Consider the following 23736-nt stretch of genomic DNA (forward strand, 5'->3'; position numbering starts at 1 on the left):
CCGCCCCCCTGCGGGCCGGTGAAGCCGGTGCAGGCGCCGTGCGATGATCCGGCCATGCAGACCTTCTTCTGGCACGACTACGAGACCTTTGGCGCCGATCCGTGGCGGGACCGCCCGGTGCAGTTCGCCGGCATCCGGACCAGCCTGGAGCTGGAGATCATCGGCGAGCCGGTGATGTTCTTCGGCAAGCCGCCACGCGAGATGCCGCCCCACCCCGAGGCCTGCCTGATCACCGGCATCACGCCGCAACAGGCCGAGCGCGACGGCGTCAACGAGGCCGACTTCGCCGCGCGCGTGCACGAGCAGCTCGCCCAGCCGGGCACCTGTGGCGTGGGTTACAACTCGCTGCGTTTCGACGATGAAGTGACCCGCCAGCTGCTCTACCGCAACTTCTTCGAGCCTTATGGGCGCGAGTGGGAAAACGGCAATTCGCGCTGGGACCTGATCGACCTGGTCCGCATGTGCCAGGCCCTGCGACCGGAGGGCATCGCATGGCCGCAGCGCGAGGACGGCACGCCCAGCTTCAAGCTCGAACACCTGGCCAAGGCCAACCACCTGCTGCAGGAACGCGCGCACGATGCGTTGTCGGACGTGCATGCGCTGATCGACCTCGCGCGGCTGATTCGCGTTCGCCAGCCGCGATTGTGGGACTGGTACCTGGGCCTGCGCCGCAAGCAGCGCGTGTTCGAGATGCTGGACGTCACGGCGATGACGCCGGTGGTGCATGTGTCCTCGCGCTATCCGTCCAGCCGGCATTGCCTGGCCGTGGTCGTGCCGCTGGCCGCGCATCCCAGCCGGCCGGCCGAGATCATCGTCTACGACCTCGCCGGCGACCCCACCGAACTGCTCGCGCTGGACGAGGACGAGATCGCCGATCGCGTGTTCACCGCACGCGCCGACCTGCCCGAAGGCGTCGAGCGCATTCCGCTGCGTACCGTGCGGGCCAACCGTGCGCCGGCGCTGGCGCCGCTTTCCGTGCTGAAGGGCGTCGACCTCGAGCGCCTGCAGATCGACCTCGATCGCGTGCAAGCCCACCGGGACATGCTGGCCTCCGCCGAAGGCCTGGCGGAGAAGTTGCGCCGGGTCTTCCAGCGCGCGGCCGAGCTGCCGCCGCCGCAGGACCCGGAGCTGGCCCTGTACGGCGGCTTCCTGCCCGATGCGGACAAGCGCCTGCTGGCCGATGTGCGCGCGACACCGCCCGGGCAGCTGGGGCAGCGCGCGTTTCCATTCCGCGACGCGCGTTACCCGGAGCTGCTGTTCCGCTATCGGGCGCGCAACTGGCCGCACACCCTCACCAGCGACGAGCAGGCGCGCTGGAGCGAGTTCTGCCGCGAGCGGCTGCTCAAGCGCACGCCGCTGACCAACCTGACCCTCGACGACTACTTCGCCCGCATCGCCGCGCTGCGCGCCGAGCCCGCCCGGCAGGACCAGCTGGCGCTGCTCGACCAGCTCCAGCTATGGGGCGAACAGCTCGCCGCCGACATCACTCCCCTGTCCGCCTGATAGCCACCCGACACCATGCCGACCGCCTATTTCACCAAAGCCACCTTCCGCTTCCTGCGCTCGCTTGCGGCCAACAACAACCGCGAATGGTTCCAGGACCACAAGGACGACTACGAGCGCCAGGTGCGCGAGCCGTTCCTGGCCCTGATCACCGACCTGCAGGCGCCGCTGGCGAAGATCAGTCCGCACTATCGGGCCGACCCGCGCAAGAACGGCGGCTCGCTGTTCCGCATCTACCGCGACACGCGCTTCTCCAACGACAAGCAGCCGTACAAGCCGTGGCAGGGTGCGCGCTTCTTCCACGAGCGCCGCCACGAGATACCCGCGCCATCGTTCTACATGCATATCCAGCCCGGCGAATGCTTCGCCGGCGGTGGCATGTGGCACCCGGAGCCGGATGCGCTGAAGCGCATCCGTGATTTCCTCACCGACAATCCGGAAGCCTGGAAGCGTGCGACGCGGAGCAAGGCCTTCCGCGACCACTTCACCTTCTGGGGCGAAACGCTGAGCCGCCCGCCGCGCGGCTTCGACGCCGGGCATGAGCTGATCGACGACATCAAGCGCAAGGACTTCGCCTGCGGCGAGGAGTTCGGCGAAGCCATCGCCTGCTCGAGCGAACTATTGCCGTGGCTGGTGGCCACGTTCCAGCGCGTGGCTCCGCTGGTGGACTACCTGTGCGCGTCGCAGGAGCTGGAATTCTGATCCGCTGACCGGCCCGGCCTGACCATCAGCCGCCATGCGACCGCCGCGCCGACCACGGCGGTCATCGCCACGTAGTGCGCCGGCGCCATGCGACCGGCGCGCTCGGCAAGATAGCCGATCAGGGTCGCCGTGCTGGCGCCGAATACCGCGTACGACACGTTGTAGGCGAAGGAAATGCCCGAGTAGCGAATCGGCGCCGGAAACGCCGCCACCATCACCGTCGGCACCACGCCGACGGTACCGACCAGAAAGCCCGTCAGCGCATACAGGGCGAGGAAGTGCGTGCCACCGGCCGCAAGGTCGGCGAACAGTACGTAGGTGACCGCCAACAGGGCCAGCGAGCCGTACAGCAGCGTCTTCGCCGCGCCGATGGCGTCCGCCAGCCAGCCGTAGGCGATGCAGCCGACGCCGAGGCCGAAGGCGGCAAGGCTGTTGCCGAGGAAGGCCGTGTCTGTGGCCACGCCAAAGGACTTCTGCACCAGGCTGGGCAGCATCAGGATCAGCACCAGGATCGCCGCGGTGAGCATCCAGGTCACCGCCATCGACAGCACCACGCTGCCGCGATGCCCGGCCAGCACGCTGCGCAGCGGCATCTCGCGGCTCAGCGCCTTGCGCTCGCGCAACGCGGCAAACACCGGCGTCTCGCTGAGCCAGCGGCGCAACCACACCGCGATGAAGCCAAACGCGCCGCCGAGCAGGAACGGCAGGCGCCAGCCCCAGCGCAGCACCTCGTCCGGCAGCAGGTGATGGTTGATCCAGGCCGCGGTGAGCGAGCCGATCAGGATGCCTACGGTCAGGCCCGACGTCAGGCAGGCGCAGGCGAAACCGACGCGCCCTGGCGGCGCATGCTCGGCAACGAACACCCAGGCCCCGGGAACCTCGCCGCCGATGGCCACGCCCTGCACAACGCGCATCAACAGCAGCAGCAATGGCGCCAGCACGCCGGCCGTGGCGTAGACCGGCAGCAAGCCGATCGCCAGCGTCGGCAAGGCCATCAGGAACACGCTCAGCGTGAACATGCGCTTGCGGCCCTGCCGGTCGCCGAAATGCGCCATCACGATGCCGCCCAGCGGACGGGCCAGGTAGCCCGCGGCAAAGATGCCGTAGACCTGCAATTGGGCCAGCCAGGGTGCGGTGTCCTGCGGAAAGAACAGATGGCTGAGTGGCAGCGCGAAAAACACGAACACCACGAAGTCGTAGAACTCCAGCGCGCCGCCCAGCGAAGCGAGGAACAGGGTCCGGATATCGCCGCGGGCCAGCGTACGGCTGGCGGTGGCAACCTGCGGCATGGGCGTGAAGGCTTGCGACATCAGCGTTCCTGCAGTCTTGGTGTAGGCGACGCGGCAGCATACACAAAGGGCACGCCTATATCTGTGTCAGGTTTGACCGCCGCGAGTTTGCTAGCCTAGACCCGGCCTGGCGCACCCTCGCCGGGACTCACCATCGAATCGAAACCGCTGTCGACGACATGCAAGAATCCGCTTGTTTTCCCCTGTCACCCTAGCAAGGAGAGACCCATGAGCATGGGCAAGCGTTTGGGAGCTGAGTTCTTCGGTACGTTCTGGTTGGTCTTCGGCGGCTGCGGCAGCGCCATCTTTGCCGCCACCTTCCCCGGGCTGGGCATCGGCTTTGCCGGCGTCGCCCTCGCCTTCGGCCTGACCGTGGTGACCATGGCCTACGCCGTGGGCCACATTTCCGGCGGTCATTTCAATCCGGCCGTGACGCTTGGCCTGTGCGCAGGCGGTCGCTTCGCGGCCAAGGACGTGCTCCCTTACATCGTCGCCCAGGTCGTCGGCGGACTCGTGGCGGGTGGCGTGCTCTACCTGATTGCCACCGGCAAGCCCGGCTTCGATCCGAGCGTCCGTTTTGCAGCCAATGGTTACGGCGCAAACTCGCCCGGCGGTTATTCGCTCGAGGCCTGCATGCTGGCCGAGCTGGTGCTCACCGCCTTCTTCCTGATCGTCATCCATGGCGCCACCGACAAGCGTGCACCGGCCGGCTTCGGTCCGCTGGCGATCGGCCTGGCCCTGACCCTGATCCACCTGATCAGCATCCCGGTGACCGCCACCTCGGTGAACCCGGCGCGCAGCACGGCGGTGGCGTTCTTCCAGGGCACCTGGGCGGTGCAGCAGCTGTGGATGTTCTGGCTGGTGCCGCTGGTCGGCGGCGTGCTGGGCGGGCTGATCTACCGCTATCTGCTGGAAACGCGCGACTGATATCCCGGGCCTCGCCTCCCCGTCGGACCACCCTCAGGTAGTCCCCGGGGAGCGGGCAAGCCTCACTGCTCGTACAACTCGATGGGCAGGCCATCCGGGTCGGCGAAAAACGTGAAGCGCCGGTTCGTGTATTCGTCGACACGAACCGGCTCACAGGCGACCCCGCGCGCCAGCAGCGTGCCGATCACCGCGTCGATATCCGGCACCGCAAACGCCAGGTGCCGCAGGCCCTGCGCCTCGGGCCGCGAAGGGCGCGGCGGTGGCGTCGGGAAGGAGAACAGTTCCAGGCTGACACCGGGACTCACTTCCAGGTCGAGCTTCCACGAATCGCGTTCGGCGCGGTAAACCTCGCGGATGATTCGCAAGCCCAGCGTCTCGCTGTAGAACGCCCGCGAACGCGCGTAGTCGGAGCAGATCAGCGCGACATGGTGGATGGCTGGCAGCAAGGGCGCATCCATGCAGTCAGGCCGCGTTGAACGGAAACGACAGCACATCCGCAATCGCGTCCGTGCCCACCAGGCACATCAGCAAGCGCTCGATGCCCAGCGCCACGCCCGCGCAGTCGGGCATCGCATCGAGCACCTCCAGCAACTGCTCATCGGCAGGGATCTCCCGCTGCCCGCGCGAGCGCCTGAGCGCATTGTCACGCCCGAAACGGCGGCGCTGCTCGGCGGCGTCGTTGAGCTCGTGGTAGCCGTTGGCCAGCTCGTAGCGTCCCAGGTAAAGCTCAAATCGCTCGGCCATCGGCGGAACACCCGGCCGCACCTTGGCCAGCGCGCACTGCGAGGCCGGATAGTCGTGGATCACGGTGATGCGGTCGGGCGGAAAGGCCGGTTGCAGGCGATGCGTGATGAGCAGGTCCAGCCAGTCGTCGCGGGTGAGGCCCGCGGGGTCGATGCGACATTCGTCCAGCGCCGCGCGCAGCACGTCGATCGACGCATGCATCGGGTCGATGCCCAGTTCGTCGATGAACAGCTGGCGGTAACCCTCGACCAGCACTTCGGCCCGCCGCCCCACCATGGCGAGCGCGGTTTCGACCAGCGCGATGGTTTCCTCCATCAGGCGATGGTGGTCCCAGCCCACGCGGTACCACTCCAGCATGGTGAATTCGGGGTTGTGGCGTCCGCCCGCCTCGCCGTTGCGGAACACGCGCCCGAGTTCGTAGCAGTCGCCCACGCCGGCGGCGAGCAGGCGCTTGAGCGGGAATTCGGGCGAGGTGCGCATCCAGCGCTCGCGCGAACCGGCATCGACATGCCCGCTGAAGGTGGTGTGGAAGCTCTCGATGTTCGCGTCGGTATTGCCGGCGGCGGACAGGATCGGCGTTTCCACCTCAAGCACTTCGCGCTCGGCGAAGAACGCGCGGATCTGCGCGTACAGCCTGGCACGCAGGTGCAGCCTGCCGGAGAGATGCAGCGTCACGACCCGCCCTCGTGCCGGGCAAGCAGGGCCAGCAGCTGCGCTTCGTCCCACACCGCGACACCGAGTTCCTGCGCCTTGTCCAGCTTGGAGCCGGCGGCCTCGCCGGCCACCACGAAGCTGGTCTTCTTCGAGACCGAGCCGGCCACCTTGGCGCCGAGCGCCTCCAGCCGATCCTTGGCCTCGTCGCGACTGAGCGAGGACAACGTGCCGGTGAGCACCACCGTCTGGCCTTCCAGCGGCGATGCCTGCTCCGCCGAGGCCTTCGGAATCGACGCCAGCAGCTCATGCATGGCGGCAGCGGCCTCGCGCAGCGGACGCAGGTTGGTTTCCTCGGCGAGGAACGCCTCCAGGTTGGTGGCCGCCGCCGACGGCAGGCCCGCCACGATCCAGTGCGCCTGGCCCGCTGCCAGCAACTGGTCCAGCGTGGGAAAGCGATCGGCCAGCAGCCGCGTGCTCTTGGGGCCGAGCTTGTTGACATCGGCCTTGTCCAGCAGCACGGCCAGGTCGAGACGATCGCGCAGCTTCGGCGAGGCATGGGTTTCGTCGGCAAAGACGATGCCTGCCGCCAGCAGCTTGTCCACCACCTGCTGGTTGCCCTGCTGCGCGAAGAAGCCCGCGATGGATGCCGCCACTTCGCTACCGACATCCGGCAGCACGCGCAGGATCGTTGCCGGCATGCGGCGGATCATGGCCAGGCTGCCCAGCCACGCCGCCAGCGTCTTGGCCGTGCTTTCGCCGATATGCATGATGCCCAGCGCGAACAGGAAGCGCGGCAAGGTGGTGTGCTTGCTGGCTTCGATCGCCTCGATGAGGTTTTCCGCCCACTTGGTGGCGACCTTGCCCTGCCTGACGGTTTCCGGCGTGGTGCCGTCGCGTTCGTCCGCGCGGCGCTTCATCTCCAGGAAGTCGTCCAGGGTCAGCCGATAGAGATCGGCCGGCGTGTGCACGTAGCCGAAATCGACCAGCGCATCGACGAAGCGCTCGCCGATGCCTTCGATATCCATGGCGCGGCGCGCGGCGAAGTGGATCAGGGCTTCCTTGCGCTGCGCCGGGCAAATCAGGCCTCCCGAACAACGCCAGGCCGCCTCGCCCTCCTCCCGCAGCAGCGCCGAACCGCACACCGGGCAATGCGAAGGCATATGCCAGGCCTGCGTGTGCGCCGGCCGCAGTTCGGGCATCACGCGCACGACTTCGGGAATCACGTCGCCGGCGCGACGCACGATGACGGTATCGCCCACGCGCACGTCGAGGCGCGCCACCTGGTCGGCGTTGTGCAGGGTGGCATTGGTCACCGTGACGCCGGCCACCTGCACCGGCGCCAGTCGCGCCACCGGTGTCGCCGCGCCGGTGCGGCCGATCTGGATTTCGATGGCCTCGACCGTGGTGGTCTGCTCCTGCGCGGGAAACTTGTGCGCGATGGCCCAGCGCGGCGCGCGCGAGACAAAGCCCATCGCGCGCTGGCCTTCGTAGTCGTCGAGCTTGTAGACCACGCCGTCGATGTCGTACGGCAACGCATCGCGCTTCGCGCCGATGCGCCGGTAGTAGGCGATCAGGCCGTCGAAGCCCTTGGCCGTGGCCACTTCGGGCGACACCGGGAAACCCCAGTCGCGCAGCGTGGCCAGCGTCTTCGAATGGGATTGCGGCAGCTCGCCGCCCTCCACGTCACCGATCGCATAGGCAAAAAAGCTGAGCTTGCGCCGGGCGGTGATGGCCGGGTCGAGCTGGCGCAACGAACCGGCCGCGCCATTGCGCGGATTGGCCAGGGTCTTCTCGCCGGCGGCACGGGCGCGCTCGTTGAACGCCTCGAAGTCCTTGTGCAGCATGATCACTTCGCCCCGCACCTCGAGCACGCGCGGCCAGTCCTCTCCACGCAGCCGCAGCGGGATGGCGCGCACGGTGCGCAGGTTGGCGGTGACGTCTTCGCCGGTCTCGCCATCGCCGCGGGTGGCGCCCTGCACGAAGGCGCCGTCTTCGTAACGCAGGCTGATCGCCAGGCCGTCGAGCTTGGGTTCCACCGAGAACACCGGGCTGCGGCGGTCCAGGGTCTGTTCGATGCGCCGCTCGAACTCCGCCACTTCGCGGAATCGTTCGCGGTCGTCATCGCCGTCCAGCTCGAAGGCGTTGTTCAGCGAGAGCATGGGCTTGGCGTGGCGAACCTCGGCGAAGCCGCCCTGCGCCCGGGCACCCACCCGTCGCGTCGGCGAATCGGCCGCCGCCAGCTGGGGATGCGCATCCTCGAGCGCTTCCAGCTCGCGCATGGCGCGGTCGTAGTCGGCGTCCGTGATCTCGGGATCGTCGAGCACGTGGTAGCGATAGTTGGCACGCTCGATCTTTTCACGCAGCTGGGCGGCGCGGGCTTGCCAGTCGGTGGCCGGGCTCTGGCTCATGCGAATCTCCTCATGGACCGAAGTTTAACGATTACGGCGGCGCTTTCGGGCCTTCCTAAGCAGAACGAAAGCAGCGCGGCGTAGCCTGACCAGCGGCAACTGGAGCCAGTTTGCGCGACGCGGGGGTGGGGTCATGCGTAATCGACGGTGGGTGGCACTGGCCCTGGTCGTTGCCTGCGGTCCCGCCTGGGCAGGCGGCGGTCCGTTCGGGATCGACCACAAGGTCACGTACGACGACAGCGGCATCTGGAGCCGCAACAACCAGCAGATCGTGTTCTACGGCACCATCCTCACCGTGGCCGGTGGCGCGGTCTGGCTGGGCGACAATGACCGTCTCGGTGACACCCTGTGGCGCTCGGTCGATTCCATGGTGGTCACCGCCGTGACCACGCAGGCGCTCAAATGGACATTCCAGCGCGAACGCCCATCGCAGACCGACAGCCCCAACCAGTGGTTCCAGGGCTGGCACGCCCAGAGCTTCCCCAGCGGCGAGGTCGCGTCGATCACCGCCGCCGTGACGCCAATCATGGCGACCTATGGCAGCGAGCATCCCTCGGTATACCTGCTGGCCCTGCTGCCCGCCTACGATGCGGTGGCGCGCGTGAAGACACATGGCCACTGGCAGAGTGACGTGCTGGTCGGCGCCGCCATTGGTGTCGGCGTCGGCCTGTGGGCCACGCACCGCGATTCGCCGTGGATCATCTCGCTGCTGCCCGGCGGCTTCCAGGTCGGCTACGTGCACCATTTCGACTGACGTATCGCTGCCGTCGGGGCTGGCGGATCGACCCGGCTGGCCCATCACGAGAACGTCACGCCCTCCCGGCCGTGACCTCAGCGGTGCAGGTCGCCCGCCGCTTCGGGCTGGTATTCGACATCCAGCACGCGCAGGCGACGCTGGCGACCGTCCGGCGTGGGCCAGTCGATCTGCTGCCCGCGGCTGAGGCCCAGCAAGGCGCTGCCGATCGGGGCAAGGATCGACACGGCGCCCGGCGAACCCGCACCCGTCGGGTAGACCAGGCTCACGGTCAGCTCGTCGCTGGTGCCTTCCACCGCGAACGTGACCACCGAGTTCATGGTCACCAGATCCGCCGGCACCGCGGCAGGCTCGACTACGTCGGCGCGGTCCAGTTCGCCGCGCAGCGCGTCGTATTGCGCGGCCTGCAGCGGCGGCATGCGCTCCAGCAGCGCCTCGATGCGCTCGAGGTCCAGGCGGGAAACGATGATGGGTGGCTTGCTGCTCATGTCGACTCCTGTCACTTCTCTGCGGCCTGCGACGCGCGCCTGCCCATGCCTCAAAAGACGACGCGCCGGGACGATGTCGCCCCGGCGCGCGTGGTCAATGGATGATCGGATGAAACGCGCCTGACTTTGGCCGCGGCACCGCCCAAAAGCAAGCTGCCATAGCAGGTATCATGGCAGGCGATGCCCGATTTCCCCGCCGCCACGGAGGCCAACCTGCCCGTCTCGCCCCACGGGGAAGACGCGGCAAGACCCGGGCCAACGCCACCGTCGTCGCGCGAGCGCTACCAGGGCCTGATCTGGCTGGTGGCGGCGGCGTTCTTCATGCAGGCGCTGGACTCCACCATCGTCAACACGGCCGTGCCGGCGATGGCCGAAGCGCTCAATGTCACTCCGTTGGGCATGCGCACGGCGCTGACCAGTTACGTGCTGACCCTGGCGATCTTCATTCCGGCCAGCCCGTGGCTGTGCGACCGCTTCGGCACGCGGCGCATCTTTGCCGCCGCCATCGCCACCTTCACCATCGGCTCGCTGCTTTGCGGCATTGCCCAGACATTGCCGCAGCTGGTGGCCGCGCGCGTGCTGCAAGGCCTGGGCGGCGCCGCGCTGATGCCGGTGGGCCGCTACGTGCTCGTGCGCAGCATCGACAAGCGCGACTTCGTGCGCGCCATGAGCACGGTGGCCACTGTCGGCCTGCTCGGCTCGGTGCTGGGCCCGCTGCTTGGCGGCGCGCTGGCCCAGTTCACGAGCTGGCGCCTGATCTTCCTCATCAACGTCCCGGTCGGCATGGTCGGCATGTGGATGAACCGGCGAAGCATGCCGGACTATCGCCTCGATGACGTGCACCCGTTCGACTTCGCCGGCTTCCTACTGTTCGCCGCGGCGTCGGCCATGTTGCTGACGGCGGCCGAAGTGGCCAGCGGCGGCGGTGGGCAGTGGCTGCGCATGAGCATCTATGGCGCGCTGGCGATCGTGTTCGGTAGTGTCTATGTATGGCATAGCCGCCGCACCGACCACCCGGTGGCCGACCTCGCCCTGTTGCGCGTGCGCAGCGTGTGGGTGGCGCTCGCCGGCAACCTGTTCACGCGGCTGGGCGTGTCGGGCATGTTCCTGCTGCTGGTGTTGTTCCTGCAGGTGGGCTGCGGGTGGTCGCCGCTGATGGCGGGCCTGATGATGGTGCCGCAGGCGCTGGGCTCGATCGCCGCCAAGTGGTTCATCAACCGCCTGCTCAACGCGTTCGGCTATCGCCGCCTGCTGTTTTACAACACGCTGATGGTCGCGGTGCTGCTCGCTTCGTTCGCGCTGCTCGGCAAGGCCTCGCCGATGTGGCTGATCGCGCTGATGGTGTTTGTCTACGGCGCCTTCATGGGCATGCAGTACACGGCGATGAACACGCTCATCTACAACGACCTGGACGTGAAGTACGCCTCGATGGCCTCGTCGATGGCGTCCACTGCGCAATACCTGTCGATGAGCTTTGGCATCGCCCTGGCGTCGCTGTTGATGGAAGCCTTGCTGCAGGGCCATGCGCACGATGCCTACATACCGGCGTTCCGCTGGACGGTGCTGCTGCTGGGCATCGTCACCGCCACCGCGAGCTGGGTGTTCAGCCGCCTGCAGCAGGAACACCCGGCGCGCGCAGCGGCGGCGGCCGGCTGAGGAAGCGCGGCCCGGCACGAGCATGTAGCATGCGTGGCACTGCCCGCCTGCCGCCTTCTCCCGCATGCATCACGCCAGCGACATCCTGCTCACGCTGTTCGTCGTCTTCATCGCCGCGCAGATCGGCGCCGAGCTGGCACAGCGCCTGAAGCTGCCCGGCGTGGTGGGCGAGATCGCCGCCGGCTGCGTGGTCGGTCCTTCCGTGCTGGGCTGGATCACACCCGACCAGATCGCCACCGGCACGCCGCTGGACGTGCTGGCCGAGATCGGCGTCGTGTTGCTGCTGTTCGCGGTCGGCCTGGAAACACGCCTGGAAGACCTGAAGAAGGTCGGAAAGGTCGCGTTCCTGGTCGGCGTGCTTGGGGTGATCGTGCCATTCGCGATGGGCAGCCTGTGGGCCCACGGCAACGGTTTTGGCTGGAGCCGCTCGCTGTTTGTCGCCGCGGCTTTCGTCGCCACCTCGGCAGGCATCACCGCACGCGTGCTGCAGGAGCTGGGCGCGCTGCAGCTGGAGGAAAGCAAGGTCATCCTGGGTGCCGCGGTCATTGACGACATCCTCGCCATGCTGCTGTTGGGCGCGGTGGTGTCACTGCAGGGCGGCGAAGGCATCGCCGTGGGCCACCTGCTGGCCGTGCTGGCCGGCGCGGTGGGTTTCATTGCCGTCATCGGCGTGGGCGGCGCCCGCGTGATGCGCTGGAATTCCAGCTGGCTGGACAAGCCGCGCAACCCGCAATCGGCGCTGGCGATCGTGCTGGCGATCTGCCTTGGCCTTGCCTATGTTTCCACCCTGTTCGGCCTGGCCGCCATCATCGGCGCGTTCCTGGCCGGCATGATCGCCTCGGAGACACGCCAGCAGCACACGCTGGAGAAACAGACCGAACCGCTGCTGGCCCTGCTGACGCCGTTTTTCTTCGTCATCACCGGCAGCAAGGTCGACCTGCACCAGCTCGCCAACGCCGAGGCGGGCGTCATGTTGCTGGTGGTCACCCTGATCGCCATCGCGGCCAAGCTGATCGGCGGCTTCCTCGGCGCGCTGCCGCTCGGCGCGAGGGCAGCGACCGTGGTCGGCTTCGGCATGGTGCCGCGTGGCGAAGTGGGCGTGGTGATTGCCAGCCTCGGCCTGACCGCGGGCGTATTCACCGACCAGATCTATGCCATCATCGTGGCGATGTCGTTGCTCACCGCGATGGTCACGCCGCCGGTACTTGCCTGGCTGTTGCGCCGGCGCGGCGCGGCAGGCGGAGGCTAGGGGCCGCGCATTGCCCGGTAGGCTTCGAGCGCGGCATGCCGCGTCGCCAGCAGATCCACCATCGGCGCCGGGTAGCCGCTGCGCCTAAGGCATGCCGGGTCTTTCCACGGCTCGTGCAGCACGGCTGCTGGTACCTCGGCCAGTTCCGGCAACCAGCGGCGCAGGTAACGCCCGTCGGGATCGAACGCCTGCGCCTGCGACACCGGGTTGAACACGCGGAAATACGGCGCGGCATCGGCGCCACTGCCGGCGACCCACTGCCATCCCAGCGTGTTGTTGGCCAGGTCCGCATCGACCAGCGTGTCCCAGAACCAGCGTGCGCCATGCCGCCAGTGCTGCCTGAGGTTCTTGCACAGGAAACTGGCCACGACCATGCGCACGCGGTTGTGCATCCAGCCCGTGTGCCTCAGCTCGCGCATGCCGGCGTCCACCAGCGGAAGGCCGGTACGCCCGTGCTGCCAGCGTTCCAGCCAGGCGCTGTTTTCCGCTGCCCACGGGAATCGGTCGAACCCGGCATGGAAGTTTGCGTCGGGCGTGGCCGGGAAGTGGAACAACAGATGATGGGCGAACTCGCGCCAGCCCAGTTCGCGCAGGTATGGCTCGAGGTCTGGCCGGCGGCGCGCATCGCTGGCCGCAGCTCGCTCGGCCAGGTGGCGGTGGATCTGCCGTGGCGACACTTCGCCGAAATGCAGGTGCGGTGACAGGCGCGACGTGCCATGCCGGGCCGGCAGGTCGCGGGCATGCGCATAGTCGGCCAGTGCATCGTCCGCGAAGATCTCCAGTTGCTCGCGTGCACCCTGCTCGCCCGGCCGCCAGCTGTCGTGCAGGCCACCGTCCCAGCGCACTGCCGGCAACAGGCCGAGGGCTTCCAGTGGCAGGCTGCCGTCCGCGCCCAGCCCGGCCAGCCGGGTCGGCGGATCCAGCGGCGCGACGGCGTCGATCTGCGTGCGCAGGCTGCGCCAGAACGGCGTGAACACGCGATACGCACCCTGCTGCCTGGTCTCGACCTGCCACGGCTCGCGCCACAAGCTCGCATTGCAACCGTGGACCTCCACGCCCTGCTCGCGCAGCGCACGTTCGATCATTCCGTCACGCGCAACCGCGGCCGGTTCGTACAGGCGATTCCAGTACACAGCCGTCGCGCCAGTCTGCGCGAGCAGTTGCTGCAAGATCGCGAGGCTGTCGCCCTGCCGGACATGCAGGGTGGCCTGGCAGGTGCGCAGGTCGGCCTGCAAGGCGGCCAGCGAATGGTGCAACCACCAGTCGCTGGCGCGGCCCGGCGGCCAGTCGCCATCCTCGTGCGGTGCGTGGATGTAGAGCGGCAATACCCGCTCGTGCGCGCTGCACGCAGCATGCAGTGCCGGCTGGTCGGCAAGGCGCAGGTCGCGGCGAAACCAGACGATGGCGTGGCTCATGGCCACAGCTTAGTCAGTGCGGGGCCCGCCGTGGGCCCCTCGGAACACGCCGGATACCGCGATGTCGATCGTGGTATCCGGCGAGGGTCGATCAGAGCTCGATCACGTCGAAGCGACGATCCGGGTTGACGTCTTCGTGGTAGTTCACGTCTTCGCGCCCGAAGCCGAACAGGCGCAGGAAGTCGTGCTTGTAGCCGGCGTAATCGGTGAGCTGGTTGAGGCTCTCGGTCGTCACCGTCGGCCACAGCGCCTTGCACAGCTGCTGCACGTCGTCGCGCAGCTCCCAGTCGTCCAGGCGCAGGCGACCGTCGCTGTCGGTTTCCGGTGCCGCGTGATCCTTGCGGTACATGCGATCGCGGAACAGGCGGTTGATCTGTTCGATGGTGCCTTCGTGGATGCCCTTCTCCTTCATCACGCGGAAGGAAATGGCGATGTACAGCGGCAGTACCGGGATCGCCGCGCTCGCTTGCGTGACCACCGACTTCATCACGCCCACGTAAGCTTCCAGATGCTCGGCCTTGTGCTCGGCAACCAGCTGCCTGGCCGTGTTGTCCAGGTGCTGCTTGGCCTGGCCCAGCGTGCCGTGCCAGTACATCGGCCAGGTGATCTCCGTGCCGATGTAGCTATAGGCCACGGTCTTGGCGTGGTCGGCCAGCACGCCGGCCTTGCTGAGCGCGTCGATCCACAGCTTCCAGTCTTCGCCACCCATTACGGTGACGGTGTCCTTGATTTCCTGCTCGGTGGCGGGTTCCACCGACGCCTGCACCACCGTATCGCGGTTGGTATCGATCGAATTGGCGGTGAAGGTTTCGCCAATGGTCTTGAGCGCGGAACGCACCACTTCGCCCGACTCGGGCAGCTTGCGCACCGGCGAGGCCAGCGAATAGACCACCAGGTCGATCTTGCCGCCCATTTCGTTCTTGATGATCTCGATGGCGCGCTCGCGCGTTTCGTTGGCGAACGCATCGCCATTGATCGAGCGGCTGAACAGCCCCGCCTGCTTGGCGAGCTTGTCGAACGCGGCCGAGTTGTACCAGCCGGCCGTGCCGGTCTTGGTCTCGCTGCTGGGCTTTTCGAAGAACACGCCCAGCGTGGCCGCGCCATAGCCAAAGGCCGCGGTGATGCGCGACGCCAGTCCGTAACCCGTGGAAGCCCCGATCACCAGCACCCGCTTGGGACCCTCGCCCAGGTCGCCCTGCGCCTTGGTGATGTCGATCTGTTCGAGCACGTTGTGCTCGCACCCGACCGGATGGGCCGTAATGCAGATAAAACCACGCACCTTGGGGTTGATGATCACTCGGAAGCTCCTGGGAGGACGACGCAAACCGCGATATTAACCTGCCGCCCCGGCCATGCGCTGCCGTAGGGACCCTCGCGCCGGCGGCTGCCGCAGGCGCCCCGGGTTCTACACGCCGGCTTTGCGCGCCTTGACCTACGGTGCCCCGGCAAGGTTTGCAGCCTGGGTCGGGCGTGCATGGCGACGCGTTGCGGTCGGCATGCGGCGGTTGACCTGGGCGCGAGGCTTTCGTGCACGGGGGGCCGGCCGGCCAGCTGCCGGGGCTGCCTCCATGACCGGGGAGCAAGGCATGCCAAGAGACAAGAAGGCCGCGAACGAAGACAGCCCTGCGGAAACGCCCAGGCTGAAGAACAAGGACTACCAGCAGGAACTGGAACGCCTGCATATCGAGCTGGTCCAGCTGCAGCAATGGGTGCAGCGCGAGGGCCTCAAGGTCTGCATCGTGTTCGAGGGGCGTGACGGCGCCGGCAAGGGTGGCACGATCAAGGCCATCACCGAGCGGGTAAGCCCGCGCGTGTTCCGCGTGGTGGCGCTGCCCGCGCCGACCGACCGCGAAAAGAGCCAGATGTACATCCAGCGCTACCTGCCGTACCTGCCCGCGGCGGGCGAGATCGTCATCTTCGACCGCAGCTGGTACAACCGCGCCGGCGTCGAGCGCGTGATGGGGTTCTGCACCGAAGAGCAGGTCGCGAGCTTCCTCAAGGCCGTGCCGCTGGTCGAACGGGCCATCGTCGGGTCGGGCATCATCCTGCTCAAGTACTGGCTGGAAGTCAGCCCGGAAGAGCAGACGCGGCGCCTGGAGTCGCGCATCCACGACGGGCGCAAACTCTGGAAGCTGTCTCCGATGGACCTCAAGTCGTACAGCCGCTGGTACGACTACTCGCGCGCACGTGACGACATGTTCGCGGCCACCGACACCGAGTACGCACCGTGGCGGGTGGCCCGATCCGACGACAAGCGCCGTGCCCGCCTCAACATCATCACCGACCTGCTCAGCCGCATTCCCTACAAGAGCACGCCGCAGGAGAAAGTGACCCTGCCCAAACGCCAGAAGCGCGGCGACTATCGCGAACCGGAGAAGCCATTGCGGTACATCGCCGAGAAGTTCTGATGACGTCCCGCCCGGGCAATGCGGGCTGCACGTTCTTTCGCGCCAAGCACATGATGGTGACCCCGGGAAGGAGCAGCGCATGAGTGGGTTCGATGCTGATCGTCAGGCCGGCGTTCGCGGCAGTCCGCGCCATGCGCGAGGGCGGGTGCTGCCGCTCGTGCCCGAGTGGCTGGCGGCCTACCAGAAGGCCTGGCTGAGACCCGATATCATTGCAGGCATGACCGCCGCGGCCGTGGTCATCCCCAAGGCGCTGGCCTATGCCACCGTGGCCGGACTCACCGTGCAGGTGGGCCTGTACACGTCGTTTGTGCCGATGCTGCTGTACGCCCTGTTCGGCACCTCGCGCACGCTCAGCACGAGCACGACCACCACGCTGGCAATCCTGACCGGCGCAGCGCTGGGCGAGCTCAGCCCGGCGGCCGATCCGGCCAGCCTGGTGGCGACACTTGCGACACTGGCCTTGCTGGTGGGCGCGATCCTGGTCGTCGCGGGCCTGTTCCGGCTGGGCTTCGTCGCCAATTTCATCTCCGAGCCGGTGCTGATCGGATTCAAGGCGGGCATCGGCGCGGTGATCGTGCTGGACCAGATCCCCAAGCTGATCGGTACGCACATCGAGAAGGGTTCGTTCCCGCACAACCTGCTCGCCACCATCCAGAGCATTCCCCATGCATCGTTGCCGACGGTCGCGGTCGGGGCCGCCATGCTGGTGATCTTGCTGACCATGGAACGGTTCATTCCACGCGCTCCCGCCCCGCTGGTCGCCGTGGCCGTCGGCATCGGCGCGGTGCGCCTGTTCGGCATCGATCGCTTCGGCGTCTCCATTGTCGGCGTCGTGCCCACGGGCCTGCCCTCGGTGACCCTGCCGGACTGGCACCTGCTGGCGCAGCTCGCGCCGGCCGCCGCGGGTATCGCGCTGATGAGCTTCACCGAAACCATCGCCGCGGGTCGCGCGTTCGCACGCAGCGATGATCCGCCGGCGCAAGCCAACCGCGAGTTGTTCGCCACGGGCCTGGCCAACATCGGCGGCGCCTTCATGGGCGCCATGCCGGCGGGCGGCGGCACCTCGCAGACGGCCGTGAACACGCATGCCGGCGCGCGCTCGCAACTGGCCGGAATGATCACGGGTCTCCTCGCACTGGGCACGATCCTGTTTCTCGCCCCCTTCATCGGCTCCATGCCCCATGCGACCTTGGCCGCCGTGGTGATCGTCTATTCCGTGGGTCTGATCAAGCCCAAGGAGTTTCGCAAGATCCTCGCGGTGCGACGCACGGAGTTCATCTGGGCGCTGGTCGCGATGTTCGGCGTGATGCTGCTCGGAACCCTGCAGGGCATCGTGGTCGCGATCGTGGTGTCGCTGCTGGCCCTCGCCCACCAGGTGGCCGACCCACCGGTGCACGTGCTGGGACGCAAGCCCGGGACGAATGTGTTCCGCCCGCTCTCTGCCGAGAATCCCGCGGACGAGACCTTCCCCGGCCTGCTGTTGCTGCGCGTCGAGGGGCGGCTGTTCTTTGCCAACGCCGATCGCGTCGCCCAGAAGATTCTTCCCCTCGTCTCCGAGGCACAGGCGAAAGTCGTGGTGCTGGACCTCGGCGGTGTGTTCGACCTGGAATACACCGCGCTCAAGATGCTCGGCGAGGCCGAACAGCGCCAACGCAACATGGGGATTTCGATGTGGCTGGTCGACCTGACGCCAGGCGTGCTCGCCATGGTGAGGCGGTCACCGCTGGGCCAGGCCCTGGGCGAGGAGCGCATGCTGTTCAATCTCGAACAGGCCGTTGCGCGTTACCACGGCAGCTGACGAATGACGCGGGCGACCGGCGCCAGGAGGATCCACTATGACCCGTCTATTGTTGGGCAACATCGAGCCGGGAACGACGGATGACGAAGTACGCGAATTCCTCGACAAATACGGCTTTCCGCCCTTCGATGCGATCGAACACGTGCCGGGCGACGGTTCGCGACCGGCGGTGCTGCTTACCTACGATGACGCAGGTGCCGCGGCGCTGGAAAAACTGAAGCCGCGCATCCACCACATGTTCTGGAAGCAGCGGGAACTCAACGTGATGATCCTCGGCGACCAGGTGCCCTGAACCTCGGCTTGGCCGGGAAAGCCCGGGCCGCGCACACGCTCAGTGCAGCTGGGTCACGGACTCGCCCGCCTGCCCGCCGGCGGCACCGGTACCGCTGGTGGCCGGTGCCGCCTCAGGCGCCGGCGCGGCAAAATCGCCGCCCAGCGCGAGGTGCAGATTCACGCGCTGCGTGCGTCGCTCCGCGGCCACGCGCAGCAGGTCGATCTGCGCGGCATCGAGGGAAAGCTGCTGCTGCAGCACGCCGTACTGGTCGGCCTTGCCCACGCGATACTGGTCGTTCGCTGCGCTTAGCGCAGTGCGCAGGCTCGCCACCTGGCCCGTCAGCACCTGTTCGCGCCGTTGCAGCATCGCATCGGCGGTCAGCGCGTTCTCCACTTCGCCGTACGCGACCAGGATGGTCTTGGCGTAGTCGGCGGCAGCCTCCTGTTGCTGCTGGTCGCGGATCAACACATTGGTCTTCAGCCGACCGGCGTCGAACAGCGGCCACAGCAATTTTGCACCCACCGGAAACACGGTGGAATCGAGGCCATTCTTGAACTGCACATAATCCGAGGTGAGATGGCCTGCGCCCGCGTTGAGCGCCAGGCGCGGAAGCCGCGCGGCCTTGGCCTCCTCGCGATTGAAGAAAGCCGCCTCGTAACGCTGGCGCGCCGCGAGCAGGTCCGGCCGCCGCGCGATGAGATCCGCCGGCACGCCGGCGGGAACTGGCTGCAGTCCTTCGGGCAGCGCGGCGGGCACCGCCACCGTGGCCGACGGATAGCGACCGACGACCAGCTCAAGCGCGCGCAAGGCCTGCAGACGCCCCTGCTCGGCCATATACGCCGAGTCCTCGAACGATTGTGCCTGGGCCTGGGCCACGGCCAGGTCCTGGCGCGAGGCCTTGCCGACGTGCTCGCGATCGGCCACCAGCCCAGCCTGCCGGTGGGAGGCCTGCTGCATGTCCTGCGCGAGCGCGGTCTGGCGCGTGGCGGCGATGCTGAGCAGCCAGGCACGCGTCGTCGCCGCGGCCAGCGACTGGCGCGCATACACGTAATCGGCCTCGGCCGAGCGATAGGCCGCTTCGCCCGCTTTCTTCTCGGCGCGCGCGCGTCCCCACAGGTCCAGTTCCCAGTTCAGCACCACGCCGAAGCCGTTGATGTCCAGTCCGTTGGCCGGTTGCAGCGAGTCGGAATACTTCGCGCCAAACGTCACCGTGGGCAACAGGTCGGCCCCGGCCAGCTTCATCTGCAGGCGCGCCTGTTCGAGCCGGTATCCCGCCGCGCGCATGTCCGGGTTGCGTGAAAGGGCCTCATCGATCAGCTGCCTGAGCTGGGCATCCTCGGCAAAGCCGATCCATGCGGGCTGGAATGCCTGCGCCTCGGCGGCGCTGCTCCACGCGGGCGGCACGTCGGTGCCGGCCATGGCCTTGTCGAACGCATCCTGGTGCGAGGGCGCGGTGAGACTGGCGCAACCGCCGAGCACGGCGACCGCGGCGACCACGCCAGCGCAGAACACTCTCCCTCGTACCGCGTTCATGGTCATGCCGGTCTCAATGCAGTTTCAGGATCAGATAGTTGGTCAGCGACTGCACGCGGATGAGTACCTTCCTCACCAGGTGGATGGGCGCGCCATGGTTGGTATAGATGGCGCCGTTGCCGCGCGCGCCCATGGCAAGGAAATAGCCGTGCGTGTCGGTGATCTTGATCTTCACCGCATATTTCTGCGCTGCGGGCGCGTGGGGCTCCTCCACCGGCGTATTGGGCAGCACGCCCGCCGCCTGGTATTGACCCTGGCCGGTCGCCCACACGACGGAATCGACCTCGCCCTTGATGATTTTCCCCGGCACCGTTGGCAGCGCGAGCTCCACTTCGTTGCCCGGCTCCACCTGGGACAATTCATTCTGGTTGTAGAACGCCACGACCTGCTGCTGGACCTCGACGAAGGTCATCACCGGGCGCAGCGGGAATGCGGCGGCAAAGGAACCCTCGCGCACCTGCAGGTTGATCGCGTAGCCGTCGGCCGGCGCGTAGATGACCGTCTGCGACAGGTCCCATTTCGCCTGCTGCAACTGGGCGCGCATCGAGGCGACGGACGATTGTTCGCCGTTCACTAGCGCATTCAATTCAGTCTCGACCTTGGCCTCGGCGGCCTGGGCGGCGTCGTAGGCGGGCTGCAGGCGCTTCACTTCGGACTCGTAGAAATCCACGTCGTAGTGCGCACCCGCACCGCTGGAGGCCAGCTGCTGCGACTGCTTCAGGCGCGTGCGCGCCAGGTTGAGCTGGGCCATCGCGCCTTCGGTGTTGTTGTGCGCCGCACTGAGGTCCTGCTTCAGTTGCGAGGCCGTCGCCACCGCGCTCACCAGGTTGGCCTGGAGCTGGTTCACCTTGATCTGGAACGGTTCCGGGTCGACCTTGAGGATCGGCGTGCCCTTGCGGATCAGGCGATTGCCCTCGATCGGCACCTCGGTCACGCGGCCGGTCACGCGCGGCACCACTTCCACCGCGTAATTCAGCACGCGCACATCGTTGGACGAGGGCGCGACCACATTGAGCACAAGGATCAGCGCCGTGATGCCGCTCAGGGCAATCACGACCACCGCCACCTGTGAATAGATGTTCCACGGCAGCCATTTGAACTTGATGAAGACCAGCCAGACGAAGAAGCTGTAGATACCAAGGATCAGGATTTCCACGTGGCGCCTACCTTCCGTGCTTGCGGAAACACCCTGCCAGACGGTGTGACCTGGCGGGACTCGTCGAGCCGGCTGCCTTCAACGAATGCGCTAGCTCGTCGAAGGCGGCGCGCGTCCTGCGTCCAGATCATCCAGACGTCTCTGCAAGGCAACCACCTGCTCACGCAGCGACACCACCTCGCGTGCCGCCGGCGTCACATCACCCAGCACCAGCCGGTCGGTCGTACCGGGCTCGTTGTGCGGCTCCTCGTCCCCGCGGTGGAGGACGGTCACCACTTTCACCGGCCGCATGTACGCCCACAGCATCGCCGCCGGCCACAGCAGGCCACCGAAGAACAGCGACAGCAGGCAGAGCGCCTGGATGGCGTCCTTCTGCGGATGGTCGCGCTTTTCGGCCACGCGCTCGGGCCAGATGTGAAGCATCCAGAACGCGGCGACCAGGACGATGGGCACGATCACCACGATGGCCCATACCAGCACATCGGCAATCGCGTCCTCCATCCCTGAATTGGCCAGCGCCTGGCTCGAATGGATGGCCAGAAGGATCACCAGCATGCGGAATACGAGAGCGCGCACGATATTCCCCAGTCGGCCGAGTCATTCAGCCGGAGCCCATCTGCCAGCCATAAGGTTCGTCCCTGCCCGTGGCAACCGGCGGCAGTCCATGCCGCCGGCGACGACGTAGCGTGCGCGCCAGGAAGGGAATCCGTTACGCAACAGCCCCTTTCAACGCGTTGCTTCCGCGCATTCGCGCCGCTGGCGAACCACCGCGGCCGCGCATCCGCACCAGCCACGAGCGTCACCCATGCAGATCTAGCTTAAGCAAGCCCGCTGTCTAGCACGCGTGAATATCATGCTGCCGGGCAACCATGGCGACGGAAGAAGTTGCGGAAAATCATCAGCTTTTCGGATATGAATGGCGCGGGCGCCGACGGGGATGACCCAGGCGCCTCGCCGGGCGATCTCCACAGGGGGCTGCACATGCAAACCGAAGGAACTGCGGGTCCACACAGGCAACGCTCCGGGTCGCGCCTCGCCGGCCTGCTGATGGTGCTGTTGACCGCATGCGCGGTGGTGGTGGTCGGCCTGAAGAAGCCCGACAACAACTGGGACGAGATCGGCTATGTCGCCGTTGCGCTGAGCGCGGAAGGCCACCGTGGCGCCGACCTCAACGAGGCTACCTACGGCAGTCTGCGGGATGCGGTGGACGCCGCCACCTTCGCGCAGCTGATCCAGGGTGACTACCGGGCCACGGTGTTCCGCGACCCGGTCTCCCTGCAGCAGCAACTGCCGTTCTACAGCATCCGCGTGCTGTACATGCAGTCGCTCAGGCTCGTCCATGCCTTGGGCTTTGACTACCCCAGGGCCACGCATATCGTGAGTGCCAGCTTTGCCGCGCTGTCGGTCCTGCTGCTGGCGCTGCTTGCCGGCCGCCTGGGCGCGCCCATCTGGGCGCTCCCGTTTGTCGCCGTCGCTGGCGGCCTGTTCGATGTGGCGCGCCTGTCCACTCCTGACGCCATGGCCTGCTTTTTCTCGCTATGGGCGATCCATGCCCTGCTCAGGAACAGCGCCATCGTCTTTGTCGTCGCCGCATTGCTGCCGCTGGTCAGGACCGACATGCTGATCCTGTCCCTGCTGGTGCTGGCGTATACCTTCGTCAACGGCAGGAAGGCCGTGTCGGTAGCCTCAGCGCTGGCGGCCCTCGCGCTGTACCTGTACGCCACCGTGTCGAACGGCAGCTATGGATGGCTGACCCTGTTCAACATGTCGTTGATCCACAAGACGCCCTACCCCGCCACGCTGGTGCCCTCGCACACCCTGGTCGACTACGTCCGGCCGTATTTCTCAACGGCGTATGGCTTCGCCGGGCAACCGCAGTTCGTGATCTTCGGGCTCGCCCTGGCCTGGCTGCTGCTGCGCAAGGCACACGGCACGGTGGATCAGGCAGGTGCGCTGATCGTCATCTGCCTGGGCTTCGTGGCCTTGCACTTGCTGCTCTTCCCGTCAGACACGTATCGCTATTTCGCGGCGGAGGCGATGGTTTCGCTCACGGTCTTGATGGCCGCTGCGCGTGCGTGGCATCAGCCTTCGGGTGACGAACTCGCGCGCATCGCCGACACCGGTAACGCCGGAGGCTGAAAGACGCGCGCCCCGGCTCCCGAAGCTTCGACCACCTCATGGGGCCGGCCTGCGCTCGCCCCATGTGATGCATGCCGACCGCATGCGCGTATCGTCAGCGACAGCTCGTGGGCAGGTATTTCAGCGGAATCCCGTTGATGTTGCGGTTGGTGCAGACCCAATGGATCGAACCATTGGTGGTGACCGCAGAGAACCCCAGCTGCAGGCCGCCAATCGCTGCATTGGCCTCCTGCCCGCCCGAACTGTCGAAGTGCACCAAGATATTGCCGGGCCGCGAGACGGCATCCACGCGACTGACGTACTTGCCGACGTAAGTGTTGGCATTCTGCAGCCCGGCCTGCGCCTGGGTGGTCGGGAATTGACCTGCGTTGTCGTAGTACTCGGTGACCGCAACCTTCGGTCCTTCCGCCAGCGAAAAACCTTCCATCACCTGGGTACGGATCAGGTAGTCCTGGTACGCCGGAATCGCAAGCGCCGCCAGAATCGCGATGATGGCCACCACGATCATCAGCTCGATCAAGGTAAAGCCCGCCTGTCGACGAGCGGTCGGGTGAATTTTCATATGCCCCCTAGCAATGAAAATTGGTGTGGGTGTCGGCGCACTCGGTGTTGCCCGCATGCACAACCATGCGAACGGAT

The 23736-nt window shown here is 67.1% G+C and carries 21 protein-coding genes; 10 read left to right on the forward strand and 11 right to left on the reverse strand.

The features are described from left to right. Window positions 1-54 precede the first annotated feature (54 nt). Together sbcB and ACXU4B_RS04655 are read left to right on the forward strand one after the other, a co-directional pair. A complete protein-coding gene (sbcB, locus tag ACXU4B_RS04650; protein ID WP_131408199.1) occupies window positions 55-1503 on the forward strand; it encodes an exodeoxyribonuclease I in 1449 nt (482 codons plus the stop codon). Window positions 1504-1518: 15 nt separating this feature from the next. Next, a complete protein-coding gene (locus ACXU4B_RS04655) occupies window positions 1519-2205 on the forward strand; it encodes a DUF2461 domain-containing protein (RefSeq protein WP_131408201.1) in 687 nt (228 codons plus the stop codon). Here ACXU4B_RS04655 and ACXU4B_RS04660 read toward each other — a convergent pair. Further along, window positions 2172-3515 (reverse strand): MFS transporter, encoded by a 1344-nt coding sequence (locus ACXU4B_RS04660; RefSeq protein WP_131408203.1) that lies wholly within the window; start codon window positions 3513-3515, stop codon window positions 2172-2174. The genes ACXU4B_RS04655 and ACXU4B_RS04660 overlap by 34 nt on opposite strands. Before the next feature lie 207 nt (window positions 3516-3722). Between ACXU4B_RS04660 and aqpZ the strand changes: the two genes are divergently transcribed. Continuing rightward, entirely contained in the window at window positions 3723-4421 is a 699-nt protein-coding gene (gene aqpZ / locus ACXU4B_RS04665; RefSeq protein WP_205746520.1) for an aquaporin Z, read from the forward strand. A gap of 62 nt (window positions 4422-4483) precedes the next feature. Here aqpZ and gloA2 read toward each other — a convergent pair whose 3' ends face one another. Genes gloA2 through ligA form a run of 3 tightly spaced genes read right to left on the reverse strand, consistent with a single transcriptional unit; the run spans window position 4484 to window position 8227 of the window. After that, on the reverse strand, window positions 4484-4879 hold the full coding sequence (gene gloA2 / locus ACXU4B_RS04670; protein ID WP_131408205.1) for an SMU1112c/YaeR family gloxylase I-like metalloprotein: 396 nt from the start codon (window positions 4877-4879) through the stop codon (window positions 4484-4486). Window positions 4880-4883: 4 nt separating this feature from the next. Then, window positions 4884-5840, reverse strand: a complete 957-nt coding sequence (epmA, locus tag ACXU4B_RS04675) for an EF-P lysine aminoacylase EpmA (RefSeq protein ID WP_131408207.1) — start codon at window positions 5838-5840, stop codon at window positions 4884-4886. Continuing rightward, window positions 5837-8227, reverse strand: coding sequence for an NAD-dependent DNA ligase LigA (ligA, locus tag ACXU4B_RS04680; protein WP_131408209.1), 2391 nt, complete (start codon window positions 8225-8227; stop codon window positions 5837-5839). The genes epmA and ligA overlap by 4 nt, the downstream gene beginning before the upstream one ends. 133 nt (window positions 8228-8360) lie before the next feature. Between ligA and ACXU4B_RS04685 the strand changes: the two genes are divergently transcribed. Further along, window positions 8361-8981 (forward strand): phosphatase PAP2 family protein, encoded by a 621-nt coding sequence (locus ACXU4B_RS04685; protein WP_131408211.1) that lies wholly within the window; start codon window positions 8361-8363, stop codon window positions 8979-8981. Between the two features lie 77 nt (window positions 8982-9058). Here the strand turns inward: ACXU4B_RS04685 and rnk are convergent, their stop codons facing one another. After that, the gene (rnk, locus tag ACXU4B_RS04690) at window positions 9059-9469 is read right to left on the reverse strand and encodes a nucleoside diphosphate kinase regulator (protein ID WP_131408213.1); all 411 of its coding nucleotides are present in this window, start codon (window positions 9467-9469) and stop codon (window positions 9059-9061) included. 180 nt (window positions 9470-9649) lie between these two features. On the opposite strand from rnk, the gene ACXU4B_RS04695 reads away from it, so the two are divergent. Next, a complete protein-coding gene (locus tag ACXU4B_RS04695; protein ID WP_131408215.1) occupies window positions 9650-11125 on the forward strand; it encodes an MFS transporter in 1476 nt (491 codons plus the stop codon). A gap of 64 nt (window positions 11126-11189) precedes the next feature. Beyond that, window positions 11190-12374 (forward strand): cation:proton antiporter, encoded by a 1185-nt coding sequence (locus tag ACXU4B_RS04700; protein ID WP_131408217.1) that lies wholly within the window; start codon window positions 11190-11192, stop codon window positions 12372-12374. Here ACXU4B_RS04700 and ACXU4B_RS04705 read toward each other — a convergent pair. Next, complete coding sequence (locus ACXU4B_RS04705; protein WP_131408219.1) at window positions 12371-13789, reverse strand: cryptochrome/photolyase family protein; 1419 nt, start codon at window positions 13787-13789, stop codon at window positions 12371-12373. The genes ACXU4B_RS04700 and ACXU4B_RS04705 overlap by 4 nt on opposite strands. A 91-nt stretch (window positions 13790-13880) precedes the next feature. Beyond that, on the reverse strand, window positions 13881-15086 hold the full coding sequence (fabV, locus tag ACXU4B_RS04710) for an enoyl-ACP reductase FabV (protein ID WP_131408221.1): 1206 nt from the start codon (window positions 15084-15086) through the stop codon (window positions 13881-13883). 289 nt (window positions 15087-15375) lie between these two features. On the opposite strand from fabV, the gene ppk2 reads away from it, so the two are divergent. The 3 genes from ppk2 to ACXU4B_RS04725 all read left to right on the forward strand — a co-directional run bounded on the left by ppk2 (window position 15376) and on the right by ACXU4B_RS04725 (window position 18287). Beyond that, window positions 15376-16197: a polyphosphate kinase 2 gene (ppk2, locus tag ACXU4B_RS04715; RefSeq protein WP_131408223.1), complete on the forward strand. Its 822-nt coding sequence runs from the start codon at window positions 15376-15378 to the stop codon at window positions 16195-16197. Between the two features lie 79 nt (window positions 16198-16276). Beyond that, window positions 16277-17995, forward strand: coding sequence for a SulP family inorganic anion transporter (locus tag ACXU4B_RS04720; protein ID WP_131408225.1), 1719 nt, complete (start codon window positions 16277-16279; stop codon window positions 17993-17995). A gap of 37 nt (window positions 17996-18032) precedes the next feature. Continuing rightward, the gene (locus tag ACXU4B_RS04725; protein WP_131408227.1) at window positions 18033-18287 is read left to right on the forward strand and encodes an RNA recognition motif domain-containing protein; all 255 of its coding nucleotides are present in this window, start codon (window positions 18033-18035) and stop codon (window positions 18285-18287) included. Window positions 18288-18326: 39 nt separating this feature from the next. On the opposite strand, the gene ACXU4B_RS04730 is transcribed toward ACXU4B_RS04725, so the two are convergent. From ACXU4B_RS04730 to ACXU4B_RS04740, 3 genes are all read right to left on the reverse strand, one after another. Next, entirely contained in the window at window positions 18327-19808 is a 1482-nt protein-coding gene (locus ACXU4B_RS04730) for a TolC family protein (protein WP_131408229.1), read from the reverse strand. Between the two features lie 7 nt (window positions 19809-19815). After that, window positions 19816-20958, reverse strand: a complete 1143-nt coding sequence (locus ACXU4B_RS04735; RefSeq protein ID WP_131408231.1) for an HlyD family secretion protein — start codon at window positions 20956-20958, stop codon at window positions 19816-19818. A 90-nt stretch (window positions 20959-21048) separates the two neighbouring features. Further along, on the reverse strand, window positions 21049-21534 hold the full coding sequence (locus ACXU4B_RS04740; RefSeq protein WP_205746521.1) for a DUF3302 domain-containing protein: 486 nt from the start codon (window positions 21532-21534) through the stop codon (window positions 21049-21051). Between the two features lie 405 nt (window positions 21535-21939). Between ACXU4B_RS04740 and ACXU4B_RS04745 the strand changes: the two genes are divergently transcribed. Then, window positions 21940-23097: a hypothetical protein gene (locus tag ACXU4B_RS04745; RefSeq protein ID WP_131408235.1), complete on the forward strand. Its 1158-nt coding sequence runs from the start codon at window positions 21940-21942 to the stop codon at window positions 23095-23097. Between the two features lie 94 nt (window positions 23098-23191). Here ACXU4B_RS04745 and ACXU4B_RS04750 read toward each other — a convergent pair whose 3' ends face one another. Next, window positions 23192-23659 (reverse strand): pilin, encoded by a 468-nt coding sequence (locus ACXU4B_RS04750; protein ID WP_131408237.1) that lies wholly within the window; start codon window positions 23657-23659, stop codon window positions 23192-23194. Window positions 23660-23736: the final 77 nt, after the last annotated feature.

The sequence above is a fragment of the Dyella soli genome (assembly GCF_054482295.1).

Bases quoted from the DNA above. Each gene is read 5' to 3' on its own strand.
- sbcB (WP_131408199.1), top strand. From the start codon at position 55: ATGCAGACCTTCTTCTGGCACGACTACGAGACCTTTGGCGCCGATCCG.
- ACXU4B_RS04655 (WP_131408201.1), top strand. From the start codon at position 1,519: ATGCCGACCGCCTATTTCACCAAAGCCACCTTCCGCTTCCTGCGCTCG.
- ACXU4B_RS04660 (WP_131408203.1), bottom strand. From the start codon at position 3,515: ATGTCGCAAGCCTTCACGCCCATGCCGCAGGTTGCCACCGCCAGCCGT.
- aqpZ (WP_205746520.1), top strand. From the start codon at position 3,723: ATGAGCATGGGCAAGCGTTTGGGAGCTGAGTTCTTCGGTACGTTCTGG.
- gloA2 (WP_131408205.1), bottom strand. From the start codon at position 4,879: ATGGATGCGCCCTTGCTGCCAGCCATCCACCATGTCGCGCTGATCTGC.
- ligA (WP_131408209.1), bottom strand. From the start codon at position 8,227: ATGAGCCAGAGCCCGGCCACCGACTGGCAAGCCCGCGCCGCCCAGCTG.
- ACXU4B_RS04685 (WP_131408211.1), top strand. From the start codon at position 8,361: ATGCGTAATCGACGGTGGGTGGCACTGGCCCTGGTCGTTGCCTGCGGT.
- rnk (WP_131408213.1), bottom strand. From the start codon at position 9,469: ATGAGCAGCAAGCCACCCATCATCGTTTCCCGCCTGGACCTCGAGCGC.
- ACXU4B_RS04695 (WP_131408215.1), top strand. From the start codon at position 9,650: ATGCCCGATTTCCCCGCCGCCACGGAGGCCAACCTGCCCGTCTCGCCC.
- ACXU4B_RS04700 (WP_131408217.1), top strand. From the start codon at position 11,190: ATGCATCACGCCAGCGACATCCTGCTCACGCTGTTCGTCGTCTTCATC.
- ACXU4B_RS04705 (WP_131408219.1), bottom strand. From the start codon at position 13,789: ATGAGCCACGCCATCGTCTGGTTTCGCCGCGACCTGCGCCTTGCCGAC.
- ppk2 (WP_131408223.1), top strand. From the start codon at position 15,376: ATGCCAAGAGACAAGAAGGCCGCGAACGAAGACAGCCCTGCGGAAACG.
- ACXU4B_RS04720 (WP_131408225.1), top strand. From the start codon at position 16,277: ATGAGTGGGTTCGATGCTGATCGTCAGGCCGGCGTTCGCGGCAGTCCG.
- ACXU4B_RS04725 (WP_131408227.1), top strand. From the start codon at position 18,033: ATGACCCGTCTATTGTTGGGCAACATCGAGCCGGGAACGACGGATGAC.
- ACXU4B_RS04730 (WP_131408229.1), bottom strand. From the start codon at position 19,808: ATGACCATGAACGCGGTACGAGGGAGAGTGTTCTGCGCTGGCGTGGTC.
- ACXU4B_RS04745 (WP_131408235.1), top strand. From the start codon at position 21,940: ATGCAAACCGAAGGAACTGCGGGTCCACACAGGCAACGCTCCGGGTCG.
- ACXU4B_RS04750 (WP_131408237.1), bottom strand. From the start codon at position 23,659: ATGAAAATTCACCCGACCGCTCGTCGACAGGCGGGCTTTACCTTGATC.